Raw genomic sequence first — 15,853 nt, 5'->3', positions numbered from 1 at the left:
TTTTCTTATTTCTCCGGAAACAGTTTGCGGAACAGAAAACGGATGAAGGGTCCGCAGTACATGAGCTGCCAGAAGAAGGCAACCGGGAAATTTAAGAACGTGGTCTGGAGCCAGACAGCGACAAATTCTTTTCCGGCATTTTTAAACAGCAGTGTTGCAATAAAACTCATAATCGGACACATAATAGCAATAATCATAATGGAAATTGCCAGCGTGATTACGATCGGACGATCCTGCGGTGTTACCATGCAAAAAGCTAATTTGTGAGCCAGATGATCCACGAGGAAAAACTCGAGGATAAAAGCGGCCGGCCACATGATCATCATCTCGTGAAACGCCATCAGAAAGACCTGATTTGTCATTCCGCCGATGTTCATGGAAATGTTGTAGCAGATCATGGCATAGACCATCAGAAAGGACATCATGAGGGTAAATACAACGTTTTGAAATTTTGTTTTTGGCATCGATTGTTCTCCTTTTCTTTGCAATTTTGAAAAATGGGCGCAAAAAAGACACATGTGTTGTTCGTTAACCAAGCAATGCACTTGTGCCGTTTCCAATCTGATACCAATCTTTTCTGCAGTTTTTAATTTTGAACCGTCGATTATTATAACGTCTCCGGCGGCGTTTGGCAAGAGGAAATTGAGAAATTTTTTAAAAAGACAGATAAACAAGAAAATTCGATGCGTGCTGGAAGCATGGTTTGGCGAATGGTGCGGGGAACGGCACCGGCGGGAAAAAGAATGGATTGCGAAACGGGAGCGGGATTGCTACAATAGAACATAGTGAAAACAAAGAGAAAACGCAAAAGGAAATCAATATTATGTCAGAGATCAGAAAAATCGAAAACTTTGCGGCGCCGGAGCTCGACGTGTATGCGCGTCTTTCAGAACCGCAGTTATTGCACTATTATGAACCGCAGCCAGGCCTTTTTCTTGCGGAGAGTCCGCGTGTCATCGAGCGTGCGCTGGATGCCGGATATGAACCGGTTTCGTTCCTTGCCGGAAGCGCAGAGCTTGCCGCAAACGAAGCACTCTTTGCGCACTGCACGGACGCGCCGGTCTATACAGCAGAGACGAAGGTGCTGGAACAGCTCACAGGCTTTGCCCTCACGCGCGGCATGCTCTGCGCGATGCACCGCCGCACGCTTCCGGCTATGGAGGAAATCTGCCGGAATGCCCGCCGCGTGGCGATTCTGGAAAATGTCGTGAACCCGACGAATGTCGGTGCGATTTTCCGTTCTGCCGCCGCGCTTGGCATCGATGCCGTGCTCCTCACATCAGGCTGCAGCAACCCGCTGTACCGCCGCGCCATCCGCGTGAGCATGGGAAATGTATTCCAGGTCCCGTGGACCGTGCTGCCAGGCGGCAGTTACTGGCCGGAGCAGGGAATTGCTGCACTGCAGGAACTTGGATTTTATACCGTTGCGATGGCATTAAAAGAAGACTCCGTTCCGATGGATGATCCGTCGTTAAAAACGCATGAAAAGCTCGCCATTCTGCTCGGAACCGAGGGTGACGGACTGGCAAGTGATACGATCGCTGAAACAGATGCAACCGTGCTGATTCCGATGACACATGGTGTGGATTCACTGAACGTCGCTGCGGCGAGCGCTGTCGCATTCTGGGAGCTGGCGGGAAGAAGATAAAGATGTTCCGTCGGTACCGGAGATTAGGGAATAAAAATAGGATCAGAGATAGATTTTCGGGATGCATATTTTGATACATCCCTTTTTGAATTTACGAATTTTGAAATTCCTTCCGATACATCTGCGGCGTACATCCCACTTTGTTTCGGAACTGCCGGTTGAAGTTGGAAAGGTTGCGGAAACCATTGTCGTACGCGATTTCGGACACACTCCGCGTCGTACTGCGCAGCGCCTCGCAGGCGGCTTTGATCCGAAGCTGTGTCAGATATTCAACGGCCCCGAGTCCGAAGGTCTGCTTAAAACAGCTCATAAAATAGCTTTTGCTCAAATGCGACAGCCTGGCAAGTTCCTCTATGGTAAGCGGGTCGGCGAAGTGCTCCTGGATATAGGCGAGCACAGGCCGCAGGTTTTCAGCAGCCGCAGGCATGGCGGGACGATCGGTGCAGAGTTCCGGCGATGCGGCGAGCAGATAGAAGAAGCGGAGCAGCTCACTTTTCAGCAGAAGATCGGAGACAGCAGAGTTTTCACGGATGCAGCGGAAAATCTGATGGACGGATGCAGAAAGTGCAGCATAACCGGAATGTTCGGGTGAAATCGGTGCCTGGATGCGGCGCCGGGCGGAGAAAAACGGCTGCAGAATTTCCGTGTAGCTGCGGTCGTCATACCCGCCGATCAGCATATTCTGGTGGAAAACAATCGTATCATAAAACATCGACTCCTGCTCGGCGGGCAGAATGGCATGTACGAGGTTCGGCTGAATCAGAAAAATATCACCGGCATGCGCCGTAAGCAGACGGTCCTCATACTGAAAATACCCCGTTCCGCGTTTGATATAATTCAGCTCCATCTCCCCGTGCCAGTGCAGCGGTACGCCGGGAAAATAGTCGGGCATCCGGCAGTCATAATAACTGTAGGGAACCTGCATGGAGCCGTGCTGGCGTTTTTCTTTCGCAGCAGAAAGCATCATAAAATCCTCCTCCAAAAAGCATGTCCGTAAAATGCCGGGAATGGCAGAGCGTGGCATGGATAAAATCAGTTAATGTTCACTCAGCAGTGAAACACTTGCTGTTTCGCTGCGTAAGAAAGTGATTCAGGTGTGAGCAGCCCTCCTTTTGCGAAGCAAAACTTTAAATGAGGGTTGCGAAGGTTACAGTTCGCTGGGTACCAGTGAACTGTAACTAAAATCATAGAATAGTATTAGAATGAAATAGGAAATTACTGGTATTTCAGCGGATACAGTAGTAATATATCATATAGAAACACTTGCTGCAACGACGAAAATACAGCAGAAATAAGAGCGAAAGAGGAAAAGAAAAAATGTCAAAATGGTTAGATAACGCAGTATTTTATGAGATTTACCCGCAGTCCTTCAACGACACCAACGCCGACGGAATCGGAGATTTCCAGGGTATCATTGAAAAATTAGACTACATCAAGGAACTGGGCTGCAACGCCATCTGGATCAACCCGTGCTTCCTGTCCCCATTCGGTGATGCAGGATACGATGTCGCAGATTACTGCCGCGTTGCACCGCGCTACGGAACGAATGAGGATCTGAAGAGAGTTTTCGAAGAGGCACACAAACGTGACATGCACGTTCTGCTCGACCTGGTTCCGGGGCATACATCTGTTGAGCATCCATGGTTCAAAGAATCCATGAAAGCAGACCGCAATGAATTTACAGACCGCTACGTATGGACCAATAACGTATGGGAAGCACCAGAGGGAATGGGAAGCCTGCGCGGCATTTCCGAGCGTGACGGCGCCTGCGCCATCAACTTCTTCTCCAACCAGCCGGCCCTGAACTACGGCTTTTATCAGCCGGATCCGGAAAAACCGTGGCAGCAGTCCTTTGATGATGAGGGAACGCAGGCAACGCTGGCAGCGATGGAAGATGTCATGAGATTCTGGCTGAACATGGGCTGCGACGGCTTCCGTGTCGATATGGCGGGCTCTTTGGTAAAGAACGATCAGGAAGGCAAAGGAACCATCCGCCTGTGGCAGCAGGTACGGAAATTCCTCGACGCCGAGTTCCCGGATGCAGCCATGGTATCCGAGTGGGGCGAGCCGGACAAATCCTTACAGGGCGGCTTCCACATGGACTTCCTGCTTCACTTTGGACCGTCCCATTACAACGATCTGTTCCGCTGCGATGAGCCATTCTTCTCCAAACGCGGAAAAGGAGATATCTCTGAGTTTGTAGAGACCTACAAAACCAACTACAATAAGACCGCACAGAAAGGCCTGATCTGCATCCCGTCCGGAAACCATGATATGGACCGTCTGGCACGTCGTCTGCAGGGGGATGAGCTGAAAATTGCTTTCGCTTTCCTTCTTTCCATGCCAGGTGCGCCGTTCATCTACTACGGTGATGAAATCGGTATGCGCTACGTCGAAGGCCTGAAATCCGTTGAGGGCGGATACAACCGCACCGGTTCCCGTTCTCCGATGCAGTGGGATGACAGCACCAACGCAGGATTTTCCAGCGCACCGGCCAGCGACCTCTACATCACCATGGATCCGGGCAAAGACCGTCCGACCGCAAAAGCACAGATGGCCGATCCGGATTCCCTGTACCACGAAGTTAAAAAACTCATCCAGATCCGCCAGAGCAGCAAAGCACTCTTAAGCCGCGGAACCATCGAGTTCGTTTATGCAGAGAAAAACCAGTATCCGCTGGCATACGTCCGTGAGGCTGAGGGTGAAAAAGTCCTCGTCATCATCAATCCATCCGGCAAAGAGCAGTCCTTCCCATACAGTGCAGAGCTGAAGGATGCCCTCTACACGATCGGAGGAAAAGCAGAATCCAAAGACGGAACCATCACCATCCCGGCGCAGTCCGCAGGATTCTATCATATCTGATCGAAAATAAAAATGACAGGGAGATCCAATCGAATTTTTTCGGAGGATCTCCCTGTTTTTAAATATGATACACTCTCAGCTCATGCAATGCCCTGGTCGCTGCAATATACTGCGCCTGCATCATCATCTCCCGTTTCTCGTCCTTTGGGAAAATCGAGAACACCTGATCAAACTCCAGCCCTTTCGCCAGATAAAATGTGGTAACCGTCAGTCCTTTCTTAAAACTGGAGCTGTCACGGTTCAGCCAAGAAAGCCGCTTCTCACAGTCAAAATCTTTTTCCGCCAGAATCTCCCGCAAAATCAAATAAGCCCGTTCCGCCGTCTTCTCATCCGGTACAATCACCGCCGCCGTCTCATACGTTTTCTCATCTGGAAACAGCGTATCCACTGCCTCCCGCAGAGCCGCCTCAAGATCCGTGACATCCCGTTCCAACACCGGCATTCCGTGCCGTTCAAACAGCTCCAGATCCGTCACGCCAATGAGATTTGCCGCATACGACGCAATTTCCACCGTATTCCGGTAACTCTTCCGCATCTCAATCCGCCGCAGATCCTTCCCGAAAATCCCCGGTAAAAACTGCAGTACATCCTGCTGCTGATCCGCCATCGTCTGCGCCCGGTCGCCGAGAATCGACATCTTACAGGAAAACATCCGCCGGATAATCAGATACTGGAGCCGCGAATAATCCTGCATTTCATCAATCACCAGATGCTTAATATTCGACCGCTCCGCCTGCCGCGACAGGCGGTACTTCAGATACAGAACCGGATACACATCCTCATACCGCAGTTTCCGCTTCTCCAACGGCCGCCGCGGCAGCGTCTGATATCCCTCTTTCTTCAGAAAACGATTGTAGAGAACATAAAAATCCATCGTCTCATACATCTTCCGGAATTTTTCGATGAGCGGAATCCGCTCCTCCTCCGGCAGATCCCGGTTCAGCAGCGTCTCGATCTCGTCAATAAACGTCTCCGCCACCGCATCCATCCGCGAGAGCAGCGGAATATCCGCAAACTTGTCATAAAACAGCGTAATAATCTCCGATTCTGACTTCACAAACGACTTATACGAAACGTCTGAGAAATTCATCAGCTCGTCCTCAAGCTCCAGCGCAAATCCCTCCATCTGGTCCACAAACGCCTGCGACTGTTTTAAAGCAAACCGTTCTGCGGCTTTTGGATCCTGCATCTCCCGCTCAATCTGATCACAGCGATCCTCACAGTCCGCCGCCGTGTCCTGTAATTTGCGGTAAGCAAAGAGATCAAAACTCATCTCCTGAATATTCTCCTCACCGAGCTCCGGCAGAATATGTGAAATATAATCCGAAAATACCCCGTTCGGCGATAAAATCAGAATATTCGAAGACTTCAGATTCTGTCTGTCATGATACAAAAGGTAGGCAATCCGATGCAGCGCCACCGATGTCTTGCCGCTTCCCGCCGCTCCCTGAATTACCAGAATCCGGTCCTTCGTATTGCGGATGATCGCATTCTGTTCCTTCTGAATTGTGCGGATAATATTCTTCAGCTGTACCTCGCCGTTGCTGCCAAGCTCCGCCTTTAAAATATCATCATCAATTTTCACATCACTCTCAAATCCGTAAATCATCTTTCCATCCCGGATCTTATACTGCCACTTGGAACAGATTTCCCCTGTCATCTCGCCGCCCGGCGCCAGATAGGAAGCCGGCCCGCGGTCAAAATCGTAGAAAAGACCGCTGACCGGGCTTCTCCAGTCGTAAATCAGCGGCAGCTCGCCCGGCCGCTCCGCAAAATTGCCGATGCCGATATAGAAAATTTCCGGCTCATCATCCCCGTCATAGCGGAAATCCACACGCCCGAAGAACGGAGAATCCAGCATTTTCCGGAAGCGGCTCCGCAGAAGAAGCTGCTCCTGATTCGCATTCACCTGATGCAGCAGTGCCTGCTGATTGTCGTAATCCTCATATCCGTACTGGTCCATCTCGGTATAGTTCTGCCAGTAATAATCGTGCATATTTTCAATTTCTTTCTGTCCGTCCAGCAGAGACTGGCTGATCTCGGCAAGACGCGCCTGCAGCTTTTCCAGCACAAAAGAAAGATATTCCTGTCCGTTTTTCTGGTCTGTCATAAAAGGAAACCTCCTCTTAAAAATATAATGTCGAGTGCCGGAAAACCCGGCTGATCTTATCAGTATAGCAGACAGGCACGTTTCCTGCAATTCAAACATAAAATAAAGAAAAATCCCCTTTGAGGTGCCGCTTTTCTTGGAACCCTTTTTAAAACCACTGTCTGCACAGGAAGAAAAAAGCTGTCTGGATGCGTATCAGAGGGGCGATACAAAAGCCAGAGACATTCTGGTCGAGCGGAATCTGCGCCTGGTCGCGCACGTTGTGAAAAAGTATCAGGGCCTGCCCGATGATCTCGATGATCTGATTTCCATTGGAACGATCGGCCTCATCAAGGCGGTGATGACATATGATTCGAAAAAAGGAAACCGGCTGGCCGCATACGCCGCCCGCTGTATTGATAATGAGCTGCTGATGTATCTTCGGAGCAAAAAGAAAACGGCACGGGAGATTTCCCTCTACGAGCCGATCGGAACCGACAAGGAGGGAAATGAGATCCATCTGCTCGACATCGTGGAGGGCGGCGGGGAGGATATCGCGGAACAGTACAACCGGAAAGAGGACGCGGTGCGGCTGTACTGTTATCTGGATTCGGAATTAAAAGAGCAGGAAAAACAGGTGCTTCTTCTCCGGTACGGCCTTGGCGGAAAAGCAGAATACACACAGAAACAGGTCGCTGCCCGGCTCGGCATCAGCCGTTCGTACGTGTCGCGGATCGAGAAGAATGCAATTGAAAAGTTGCGGTTACGGTTTGCCGCTTCGTAAATGCTTGACATTTCAAACGGACTGCTTCTATAATAAAGGGTAAGGAAATCAGGTGCAGAAAAGGTTTCCTTATCCTTACTTTTTCGAACAAAAATCAAAGATAATATCTTCCCGGTGTTCTTGCCGGACATTTTCCCAAAATGAAAAATAAATAGGAACTATACGACCTGCTACTGAAAGAAAAGGAGGTTTTCTTTGTATTGCAGTGTATTATCAGCCACCGTCTCGGGCATGGAGATGATTCCGGTGCAGGTGGAGGCGGATGTCAGTGACGGCATGCCGCAGTTTACGATGGTCGGCTACGTGAGTGCCCAGGTAAAGGAGGCGCAGGACCGCGTGCGGACAGCCCTCAAAAACATGGAAATTTCCCTGCCGCCGAAACGAATTACGATTAATTTATCCCCGGCGGACGTCCGAAAAGAAGGATCGCGTTTCGATCTTCCGATTGCAGCGGGCGTTCTGATGACGCTCGGCCGGATTCCGCCCGGGTCACTCCGGAAAACGATGGTGCTCGGCGAACTCGGCCTTGACGGCCATGTGCAGGAGATCAGCGGTGTATTTCCGGCAGCGGCGAAGGCGCGGGAGCTTGGATGCACAACGCTTCTTGTTCCAGCCGGAAATGCCGCGGAAGGGGGTCTGGTCGGCGGGCTTCACGTCGTTGGAATCCAGAATTTACAGGAGCTTTTGAACTACTGCTGTGAAGGGAAAATGCCGTCGCTTCCGTCTATAGAAAATCAAAAGAAGGAGGACGGAAAAGAGCCGGACTTTTCCGAAGTGCAGGGCCAGACGGCGGCGCGGCGGGCGGCGCTCATCGCTGCGGCCGGATTTCACAATCTGCTGATGCTGGGGCCGCCGGGCAGCGGAAAATCCATGATCGCAAGGCGGATTCCGACGATCATGCCTCCGATGTCTGAGGAGGAGCAGATGGAAGTAACGCGGATCTACAGCATCGCCGGAATGCTTGCCAAAGGAGAGGGTGTCCGCCGGGAGCGGCCCTTCCGTGCTCCGCATCACACGATGACGCCGCAGGCTCTTGCAGGCGGCGGAAAACAGCCGTCCCCGGGCGAAATTACGCTGGCACACCGCGGCGTTCTCTTCCTTGATGAACTCCCAGAGATGACGCGCACAACCATTGAGATCCTGCGCCAGCCGCTCGAGGAGCACCGGATTGTGATTTCCCGTGTCAGCGGAAACTATGTGTTCCCGGCGTCATTTCTGATGGTGGCGGCAATGAACCCCTGCCCCTGCGGCTTTTACCCCGACTTATCGCGCTGTACCTGCGCACCCGGCGACATCAGCCGGTATCTCTCGAGAGTCAGCCAGCCGTTCCTCGACCGCATGGATCTCTGCGTGCAGGTGGAAGCACTTTCCTACGAGGATCTGCACGGCGAGGAGCGGTGCGAATCCTCGGCCAAGATGCGGGAAAAAGCGACGGCAGCGGCGGAAATTCAGGCGGCGCGCTACCGGCAGGAGTCGATTCATTTCAATAGCGAACTGAAAGCAGGCCAGATCGAGAAATACTGTATCCTGGAAAAGGCAGCGGAAGAGCTTTTAGAGGATGCCTTCCGCCGCCTGCGCCTCAGCGCGCGTTCCTACCACGGGATTATCCGCACCGCGCGGACAATTGCGGATCTGGACGGGGCGGTCAAAATCGGCGTGCCGCATATCAGCGAGGCGATCTGCTTTCGGAGCGCCGACAAAAGTATATGGAGGATCTGACGTATGGCGATGGAAATCTTTACAGTCGGCCGCGGGCAGGAGGGCTATCCGGAGCGGCTTATGCCGTTCGCGGACATGCCGTCCCGCCTTTTCGTGCGGGGCGCGCTGCCGGCGGATGAGCAGAAAACAGCGGCGATTGTGGGCGCGCGGATATGTACGGCGTACGGAAAGAGCCAGGCGGCCTTTTTCGCGCAGGTGCTGGCGGCAAACGGCGTGGCGGTGATCAGCGGACTGGCGTGCGGAATCGACGCGGCGGCGCACGAGGGGGCACTGCGCGGAAAGGGAAAGACGTTTGCCGTGCTTGGCTGCGGCGTGGATATCTGCTATCCGAAACAGAATTACCCGCTGATGCGGCGGATGCTGGAAAACGGAGGCGGTGTCTTAAGTGAATTTCCGCCGGGCGCAGAGCCGCTTCCGTGGCATTTCCCGATCCGCAACCGCGTGATCAGTGCGCTGGCAGATGTCGTTCTGGTAATTGAGGCAAAAGAGAAGAGCGGCTCGCTCATTACGGCGGACTACGCGCTGGAGCAGGGAAAAACGGTATTTGCCCTGCCCGGACGGACAACGGATGCGACAAGCCGCGGCTGCAACCGCCTGATCGCGCAGGGAGCGGAAATTGCGATTTCACCCGAAACGATTCTCGAGGAGCTGGGCGTGAAAAAGGCCGGGACAAAAAGAGCCGCACCGCGTCCGCGCTATGGAAAAGAGGCGGAAATGGTTCTGAAAACACTCGCGGCAGAACCGCAGAATCTTGCACAGCTTGCCGGCAGCACCGGAATCCCGCTGCAGGAGCTGACCGGCATTCTGCTGGCACTCGAAATTGACGGCGTTATTGCGGAAAATCCGCCGGGCGTGTACATGGCGTTATCGTAAAAGGGACGAGGAAAAGAAAGGTTTTGTGATATTCCGTCCGGTGCACAATTATAATAGAAGAAAAAGAAAAAAGGGGGCTCTTCTGCGCCGCGTGCATGTCTGAAAAAGGAAAAAGAAAAGAAAAAAATCAGGAAAAATCGTTAAAAAATAGAAAAAATCCTGTTATTTTGCCGGGAAACATCGAAAAATGGTACATTTTAAAAATGGAAAACACTTGCAAGAAAAAACTTTTTGGTGTATAGTCAGTGGAAGTTACGACTAATTTAGGAATTATTCTGGAATTTGTAATGATGCAGAACTATGCGATATGAAAAACGCAATATAGATCTGGACAGTTATAAAAATATGTATTCAGGAGGCATCAGAGGTGGCAAAATATCTTGTAATAGTGGAATCACCGGCAAAAGTCAAGACGGTGAAAAAGTATCTCGGAGCAAATTACGAAGTTGCAGCATCTATGGGCCATGTGCGCGATCTGCCGAAAAGCCGGCTTGGAATTGATGTAGAACATGACTTTGAACCAAAATATATCACCATCCGCGGAAAAGGAGAGCTTCTGGCATCTCTTCGAAAAGCCGCAAAAAAAGCAGATAAAGTTTATCTCGCAACTGACCCTGACCGCGAGGGAGAGGCAATTTCCTGGCATCTGTCGATTGCGCTGAATCTCGATGAGAACAAGATGCGCCGCATCACCTTCAACGAGATCACAAAATCAGCAGTCAAAGCGTCGATCAAACAGGCACGCGACATCGATATGAACCTGGTGGACGAGCAGCAGGCGCGCCGCTGCCTCGACCGTATGGTAGGTTATGAAATCAGCCCATTGTTATGGAAGAAAATCAAACGCGGACTTTCCGCCGGCCGTGTGCAGTCCGTTGCACTGCGCATCATCGGCGACCGCGAGGATGAGATCAATGCGTTCATTCCGAAAGAATACTGGACACTGGAAGCAGATCTGAAAATTCCGGGCGAGAAGAAACCGCTCGTCGCAAAATTCCACGGCAAAGGCAGTGAAAAGATGGCGATCGAGACGAAAGAGCAGCTCGATGAAATCTTAAAGGGACTGGAAAATGAGACCTTTACCGTATCCGAAGTGAAAAAAGGAGAGCGTTCCAAGAAAGCGCCGCTTCCGTTCACCACGAGTACCCTGCAGCAGGAAGCATCGAAGGTGCTGAACTTCTCCACGCAGAAGACGATGCGTCTGGCGCAGCAGCTCTACGAGGGCGTGGAAGTAAAGGGAAAGGGAACGATCGCTCTGATTTCCTATCTGCGTACCGATTCTACACGAATCAGCGAGGAGGCCGATGCGGCAGCACGTTCCTTTATCCAGGAGCAGTACGGCACAAAATATACCGCAAGCGGGGACACGACGGAGAATAAAAACAGCAAGGCACAGGATGCGCACGAGGCCATCCGTCCGACCGATGTGACGAATACACCGGTAATGGTAAAAGAATCCCTGCCAAGAGATCTGTTCCGCCTGTATCAGCTGATCTGGAAACGCTTTGTGGCAAGCCGCATGCAGCCGGCCGTCTATGAGACAATTTCCGCACGGATCAATGCAGGAGAGTATCTCTTTACAGCAGCTTCCTCCCGTCTGGCATTTGATGGTTTCATGTCCGTTTACACCGATCCGGATGAGGAAAAGAAAGAGAAAAACGCCGCTGTCCGGAGCCTGGAGGCAGGAACGGAGCTGGCACTGGAAAAGATGGATCCGCAGCAGCACTTCACACAGCCGCCGGCACACTACACCGAGGCATCCCTTGTCAAAATGCTTGAGGAACTCGGCATCGGCCGTCCAAGTACGTATGCGCCGACCATCACAACGATCATCAACCGCCGTTACGTGGCAAAGGAGAACAAGAACCTTTACATGACAGAGCTCGGCGAGGTGGTCAACAACATGATGAAAGAGGCATTCCCGAGCATCGTGGATGTCAACTTTACGGCAACGATGGAAGCTCTGCTCGACAGGGTTGGAGATGGAAGTGTTCCGTGGAAGACAGTAGTCGAGAACTTCTGGCCGGATCTCTATGAGGCGGTCACAGAGGCAGAAAAGAACCTCGAAGAAGTTAAGGTAGAGGATGAGGTGACAGATGTCATCTGCGAGAACTGCGGCCGCAACATGGTGGTCAAATACGGCCCGCACGGAAAATTCCTCGCCTGCCCGGGATTCCCGGACTGCAAGAACACGAAGCCGTATCTGGAAAAGATCGGTGTTCCGTGTCCGAAGTGCGGAAAAGAAGTGATCCTGCGCAAGACGAAAAAAGGACGGAAATATTATGGATGCGAAAACAATCCGGAATGCGATTTCATGTCCTGGCAGAAACCGTCTGCCAAGAAATGCCCGCAGTGCGGCGGCTATATGCTGGAAAAAGGCAATAAGCTGGTCTGCGCGGACGAGCAGTGCGGCTATGTAGAAGCACGCGAAAAGAAAGACGAAGACTGAGAATGACAAAGCGGTCTGTACTGGTGAAAAACTGGTGCAGGCCGTTTTTTTGCTTATCGCGGCGGAAAAACAGGAAGATCCGAAAAAATTTAGCATGAATTTTTATAAAATTTATAGTTTTCTGAAAAATATATTGATTTCCGGAAAACTACATGATAGAATGAGCTTAGTTTTAAGGGTTGTCTGAAAAAGGCATCAGTGTGCATTTTTTTCGGCGGATACGCCAAAAAAATGCAGAAAATAAAGAAAGGAGAAGAACATGAGCGTACAACTGCTGGATAAAACCAGAAAAATCAACAAACTGCTTCATAACAATCACTCCACGAAGGTCGTGTTCAACGATATCTGTGAAGTCCTGATGGAAACGTTAAGTTCCAATATCCTGGTGATCAGTAAAAAAGGAAAAGTGCTGGGCATCAGCCTTTGCCCGGGCGTGGAAGAAATTACAGAGCTGATCGAGGATAAGGTGGGCGGTTATGTCGATGCCGCATTAAACGAGCGTCTCCTCGGCGTACTCTCCACAAAAGAGAACGTCAATTTACAGACCCTCGGCTTTGAGCGGCCTGGTGTAGAGCGCTACACCGCAATTATCTGCCCGATCGAGATCGCCGGAGAACGCCTTGGTACCGTATTTATGTACCGCTGCACCCCGCAGTACGATATCGACGATATCATCGTCAGTGAGTACGGCACAACCGTTGTCGGACTGGAAATGATGCGTTCCGTCAACGAGGAAAATGTGGAGGAAAACCGTAAGGTTCAGGTGGTTAAATCCGCATTCAACACGCTGTCCTTCTCCGAACTGGAAGCCATCATCCATATCTTTGATGAACTGAACGGGGATGAGGGCATTCTGGTTGCAAGCAAAATTGCAGACCGCGTCGGCATCACAAGATCCGTCATCGTAAATGCCCTCCGCAAATTCGAGAGCGCAGGCGTCATCGAGTCCCGTTCCAGCGGTATGAAGGGAACGTATATCAAGGTATTAAATGATTATATCTTTGATGAACTCGACGAGATCAAAGCAAGAAAGAACCTGAAAGGAAAGGGCGATGCCCATCCGGACGAGGCGAAAAAATAAAAAAGTGGAATGTAGAAAAGAATCGGAGCCGTTTAAGAATGGCGCCGTTTCTTTTTGTGCAAAAAAGCATTCGGGGAGCGGAAAAAATGGTATCATTCCCGTTTTTAGGAATAAACTATAATTAGATTCTAAAGAGAGTATAAAATATGAAAAAATTGCCAAAATAAGAAAAAACGAGGAAATAAGAGAAATTAAGAGCTATCACGAGAGAAAAAAAGAGAATTACAAAATTTATGCATTTGCGAAATGAGGTGGAAAACACTATAGTAAGAACCATCAAGTAGCACTCGAATGAACTGAGTGCTAATAAATAAAACTGAATGAAATCTTGAAGGAGGAAACATAAATGAAGTTAGTACCTTTAGGTGACAGAGTTGTATTAAAAGAGTTAAAAGCAGAGGAAACCACAAAATCCGGTATCGTACTTCCGGGACAGGCACAGGAGAAACCGCAGCAGGCTGAGGTTATCGCAGTAGGACCTGGAAAAGTAGAAGACGGCAAAGAAGTAAAAATGGAAGTTGCAGTCGGAGATCAGGTAATCTATTCCAAATATGCAGGAACCAACGTCAAACTGGAAGACGAAGAGTACATCATCGTAAAACAGGATGACATTCTGGCAGTTGTAAAATAAAGAATAATCAAGTAAAAATCAGGAGGCATGACAATCATGGCAAAAGAGATTAAATATGGAGCAGAGGCAAGAAACGCTCTTCAGAATGGTGTAAACCAGCTTGCAGATACCGTACGTGTAACCCTTGGACCGAAAGGAAGAAACGTTGTTCTGGACAAACAGTACGGCGCTCCGCTCATCACAAACGATGGTGTTACGATTGCAAAAGAGATCGAGCTGGCAGACGGCTTTGAAAACATGGGCGCACAGCTCATCAAAGAAGTTGCTGCAAAGACCAACGACGTAGCAGGTGATGGCACCACAACCGCAACCGTTCTGGCACAGGCTATGGTAAACGAAGGAATGAAAAACCTGGCAGCAGGTGCGAACCCGATCGTTCTTCGTAAGGGAATGAAGAAAGCAACCGATAAAGCTGTTCAGATCCTTGCAGAGATGAGCCAGCCGGTAGCAGGCAAAGAGCAGATTGCAAAAGTTGCAGCTGTTTCTTCCGGAAGCGAAGAAGTAGGCCAGATGGTAGCTGACGCTATGGAAAAAGTTTCCAAAGACGGCGTTATCACCATCGAGGAGTCCAAGACCATGCAGAACGAGCTGGAGCTGGTAGAAGGTATGCAGTTCGACCGTGGATATATCTCCGCTTATATGTGCACCGATATGGAGAAAATGGAAGCCGTTCTCGACAATCCATATATCCTGATTACCGATAAGAAACTGTCCAACATTCAGGAAGTTCTTCCGCTGCTGGAGCAGATCGTACAGAGCGGCGCAAGACTGCTGATCATCGCTGAGGACGTAGAGGGCGAGGCTCTCCAGACACTCGTGATCAACAAACTGCGCGGAACCTTCAACGTAGTAGCTGTCAAAGCACCGGGATACGGCGACAGAAGAAAAGCAATGCTCGAGGATATCGCAATCCTGACCGGCGGCCAGGTGATCTCCGAGGAAGTTGGTCTGGAATTAAAAGACGCTACTCTGGAAATGCTCGGACGTGCAAAATCTGTTAAAGTTCAGAAAGAGAACACCGTTATCGTTGACGGTGCCGGCGCAAAAGATGCCATCGCAGCAAGAATCGGCCAGATCAGATCCCAGATCGAGGAGACCACTTCTGAGTTCGATAAAGAGAAACTGCAGGAGAGACTGGCAAAAATGGCAGGCGGCGTAGCTGTTATCCGTGTAGGTGCAGCAACCGAGACCGAGATGAAAGAAGAAAAACTCCGTATGGAGGATGCTTTAAATGCAACGAGAGCAGCCGTAGAAGAGGGTATCATCGCAGGCGGCGGTTCTGCATACATCCATGTAACAACACAGCTTACAGAGCTGATTGACAGCCTGGACGGCGACGAGAAGATCGGTGCAAGAATCGTACAGAAAGCACTCGAGGCTCCTCTGTTCCACATCGTAACAAACGCAGGTCTGGAAGGCGCTGTTGTGATCAACAAAGTAAAAGAGTCCAAAGTAGGTGTTGGATTTGATGCATACAACGAAGAGTATGTAGACATGATCCAGGCTGGTATCCTTGATCCGGTTAAGGTTACCAGAAGCGCACTGCAGAACGCTACCAGCGTTTCCGCAACCCTGCTGACCACAGAATCCGTTGTTTCAACCATCAAAGAGCCGGCTCCGGCTATGCCGGCAGGCGCAGACGGTGGAATGGGAATGATGTAATTTCCGGGATAAAAATGTCTGGTAAAACAAAATAAGAAAACCGGCTGGCAAAGAC

Annotated in this window: 12 protein-coding genes; 9 read left to right on the top strand and 3 right to left on the bottom strand. The window is 50.5% G+C overall.

The genetic code is table 11. The features are described from left to right. Nucleotides 1–5 precede the first annotated feature (5 nt). Nucleotides 6–464, bottom strand: a complete 459-nt coding sequence (locus DWX26_RS02940; protein ID WP_118600791.1) for a DUF2798 domain-containing protein — start codon at nucleotides 462–464, stop codon at nucleotides 6–8. 359 nt (nucleotides 465–823) lie between these two features. Here DWX26_RS02940 and DWX26_RS02935 point away from each other — a divergent pair, with 359 nt between their 5' ends. Then, a complete protein-coding gene (locus tag DWX26_RS02935) occupies nucleotides 824–1,648 on the top strand; it encodes a TrmH family RNA methyltransferase (protein WP_118600789.1) in 825 nt (274 codons plus the stop codon). Nucleotides 1,649–1,739: 91 nt separating this feature from the next. Here the strand turns inward: DWX26_RS02935 and DWX26_RS02930 are convergent, their stop codons facing one another. Continuing rightward, nucleotides 1,740–2,615, bottom strand: a complete 876-nt coding sequence (locus DWX26_RS02930; protein ID WP_158580579.1) for an AraC family transcriptional regulator — start codon at nucleotides 2,613–2,615, stop codon at nucleotides 1,740–1,742. A 350-nt stretch (nucleotides 2,616–2,965) separates the two neighbouring features. On the opposite strand from DWX26_RS02930, the gene DWX26_RS02925 reads away from it, so the two are divergent. Next, on the top strand, nucleotides 2,966–4,510 hold the full coding sequence (locus DWX26_RS02925; protein WP_118600785.1) for an alpha-amylase family glycosyl hydrolase: 1,545 nt from the start codon (nucleotides 2,966–2,968) through the stop codon (nucleotides 4,508–4,510). Nucleotides 4,511–4,568: 58 nt separating this feature from the next. Here the strand turns inward: DWX26_RS02925 and DWX26_RS02920 are convergent, their stop codons facing one another. Continuing rightward, nucleotides 4,569–6,620: a HelD family protein gene (locus tag DWX26_RS02920; RefSeq protein ID WP_118600783.1), complete on the bottom strand. Its 2,052-nt coding sequence runs from the start codon at nucleotides 6,618–6,620 to the stop codon at nucleotides 4,569–4,571. Between the two features lie 136 nt (nucleotides 6,621–6,756). On the opposite strand from DWX26_RS02920, the gene sigK reads away from it, so the two are divergent. The 7 genes from sigK (at nucleotide 6,757) to groL (ending at nucleotide 15,798) form a co-directional block, all read left to right on the top strand. Further along, nucleotides 6,757–7,383, top strand: coding sequence for an RNA polymerase sporulation sigma factor SigK (gene sigK, locus DWX26_RS02915; RefSeq protein WP_022462180.1), 627 nt, complete (start codon nucleotides 6,757–6,759; stop codon nucleotides 7,381–7,383). 195 nt (nucleotides 7,384–7,578) lie between these two features. Continuing rightward, entirely contained in the window at nucleotides 7,579–9,102 is a 1,524-nt protein-coding gene (locus DWX26_RS02910; RefSeq protein WP_082424900.1) for a YifB family Mg chelatase-like AAA ATPase, read from the top strand. Between the two features lie 3 nt (nucleotides 9,103–9,105). Further along, nucleotides 9,106–9,975 carry a DNA-processing protein DprA gene (gene dprA / locus DWX26_RS02905; protein ID WP_022462182.1) on the top strand — a complete coding sequence of 290 codons (870 nt, stop codon included), beginning with the start codon at nucleotides 9,106–9,108 and terminating at the stop codon, nucleotides 9,973–9,975. A 367-nt stretch (nucleotides 9,976–10,342) separates the two neighbouring features. Next, nucleotides 10,343–12,424, top strand: a complete 2,082-nt coding sequence (topA, locus tag DWX26_RS02900; RefSeq protein ID WP_055227381.1) for a type I DNA topoisomerase — start codon at nucleotides 10,343–10,345, stop codon at nucleotides 12,422–12,424. A 259-nt stretch (nucleotides 12,425–12,683) separates the two neighbouring features. Further along, entirely contained in the window at nucleotides 12,684–13,505 is an 822-nt protein-coding gene (gene codY, locus DWX26_RS02895; RefSeq protein WP_022462184.1) for a GTP-sensing pleiotropic transcriptional regulator CodY, read from the top strand. A gap of 346 nt (nucleotides 13,506–13,851) precedes the next feature. Continuing rightward, entirely contained in the window at nucleotides 13,852–14,136 is a 285-nt protein-coding gene (groES, locus tag DWX26_RS02890; protein ID WP_022462185.1) for a co-chaperone GroES, read from the top strand. Between the two features lie 36 nt (nucleotides 14,137–14,172). Beyond that, entirely contained in the window at nucleotides 14,173–15,798 is a 1,626-nt protein-coding gene (gene groL / locus DWX26_RS02885; protein WP_118600781.1) for a chaperonin GroEL, read from the top strand. Nucleotides 15,799–15,853 lie beyond the last annotated feature (55 nt).

It is taken from the genome of Blautia sp. AF19-1 (assembly GCF_003479155.1).
Taxonomy (GTDB): Bacteria; Bacillota; Clostridia; order Lachnospirales; family Lachnospiraceae; genus Fusicatenibacter; species Fusicatenibacter saccharivorans.
This window is presented reverse-complemented; position numbering and strand designations above follow the sequence as displayed.

What these genes read in the sequence shown, in the direction of transcription:
- DWX26_RS02940 (WP_118600791.1), bottom strand. Translation starts at nt 464, where the DNA reads ATGCCAAAAACAAAATTTCAAAACGTTGTATTTACCCTCATGATGTCC.
- DWX26_RS02935 (WP_118600789.1), top strand. Translation starts at nt 824, where the DNA reads ATGTCAGAGATCAGAAAAATCGAAAACTTTGCGGCGCCGGAGCTCGAC.
- DWX26_RS02930 (WP_158580579.1), bottom strand. Translation starts at nt 2,615, where the DNA reads ATGATGCTTTCTGCTGCGAAAGAAAAACGCCAGCACGGCTCCATGCAG.
- DWX26_RS02925 (WP_118600785.1), top strand. Translation starts at nt 2,966, where the DNA reads ATGTCAAAATGGTTAGATAACGCAGTATTTTATGAGATTTACCCGCAG.
- DWX26_RS02920 (WP_118600783.1), bottom strand. Translation starts at nt 6,620, where the DNA reads ATGACAGACCAGAAAAACGGACAGGAATATCTTTCTTTTGTGCTGGAA.
- dprA (WP_022462182.1), top strand. Translation starts at nt 9,106, where the DNA reads ATGGCGATGGAAATCTTTACAGTCGGCCGCGGGCAGGAGGGCTATCCG.
- codY (WP_022462184.1), top strand. Translation starts at nt 12,684, where the DNA reads ATGAGCGTACAACTGCTGGATAAAACCAGAAAAATCAACAAACTGCTT.
- groES (WP_022462185.1), top strand. Translation starts at nt 13,852, where the DNA reads ATGAAGTTAGTACCTTTAGGTGACAGAGTTGTATTAAAAGAGTTAAAA.
- groL (WP_118600781.1), top strand. Translation starts at nt 14,173, where the DNA reads ATGGCAAAAGAGATTAAATATGGAGCAGAGGCAAGAAACGCTCTTCAG.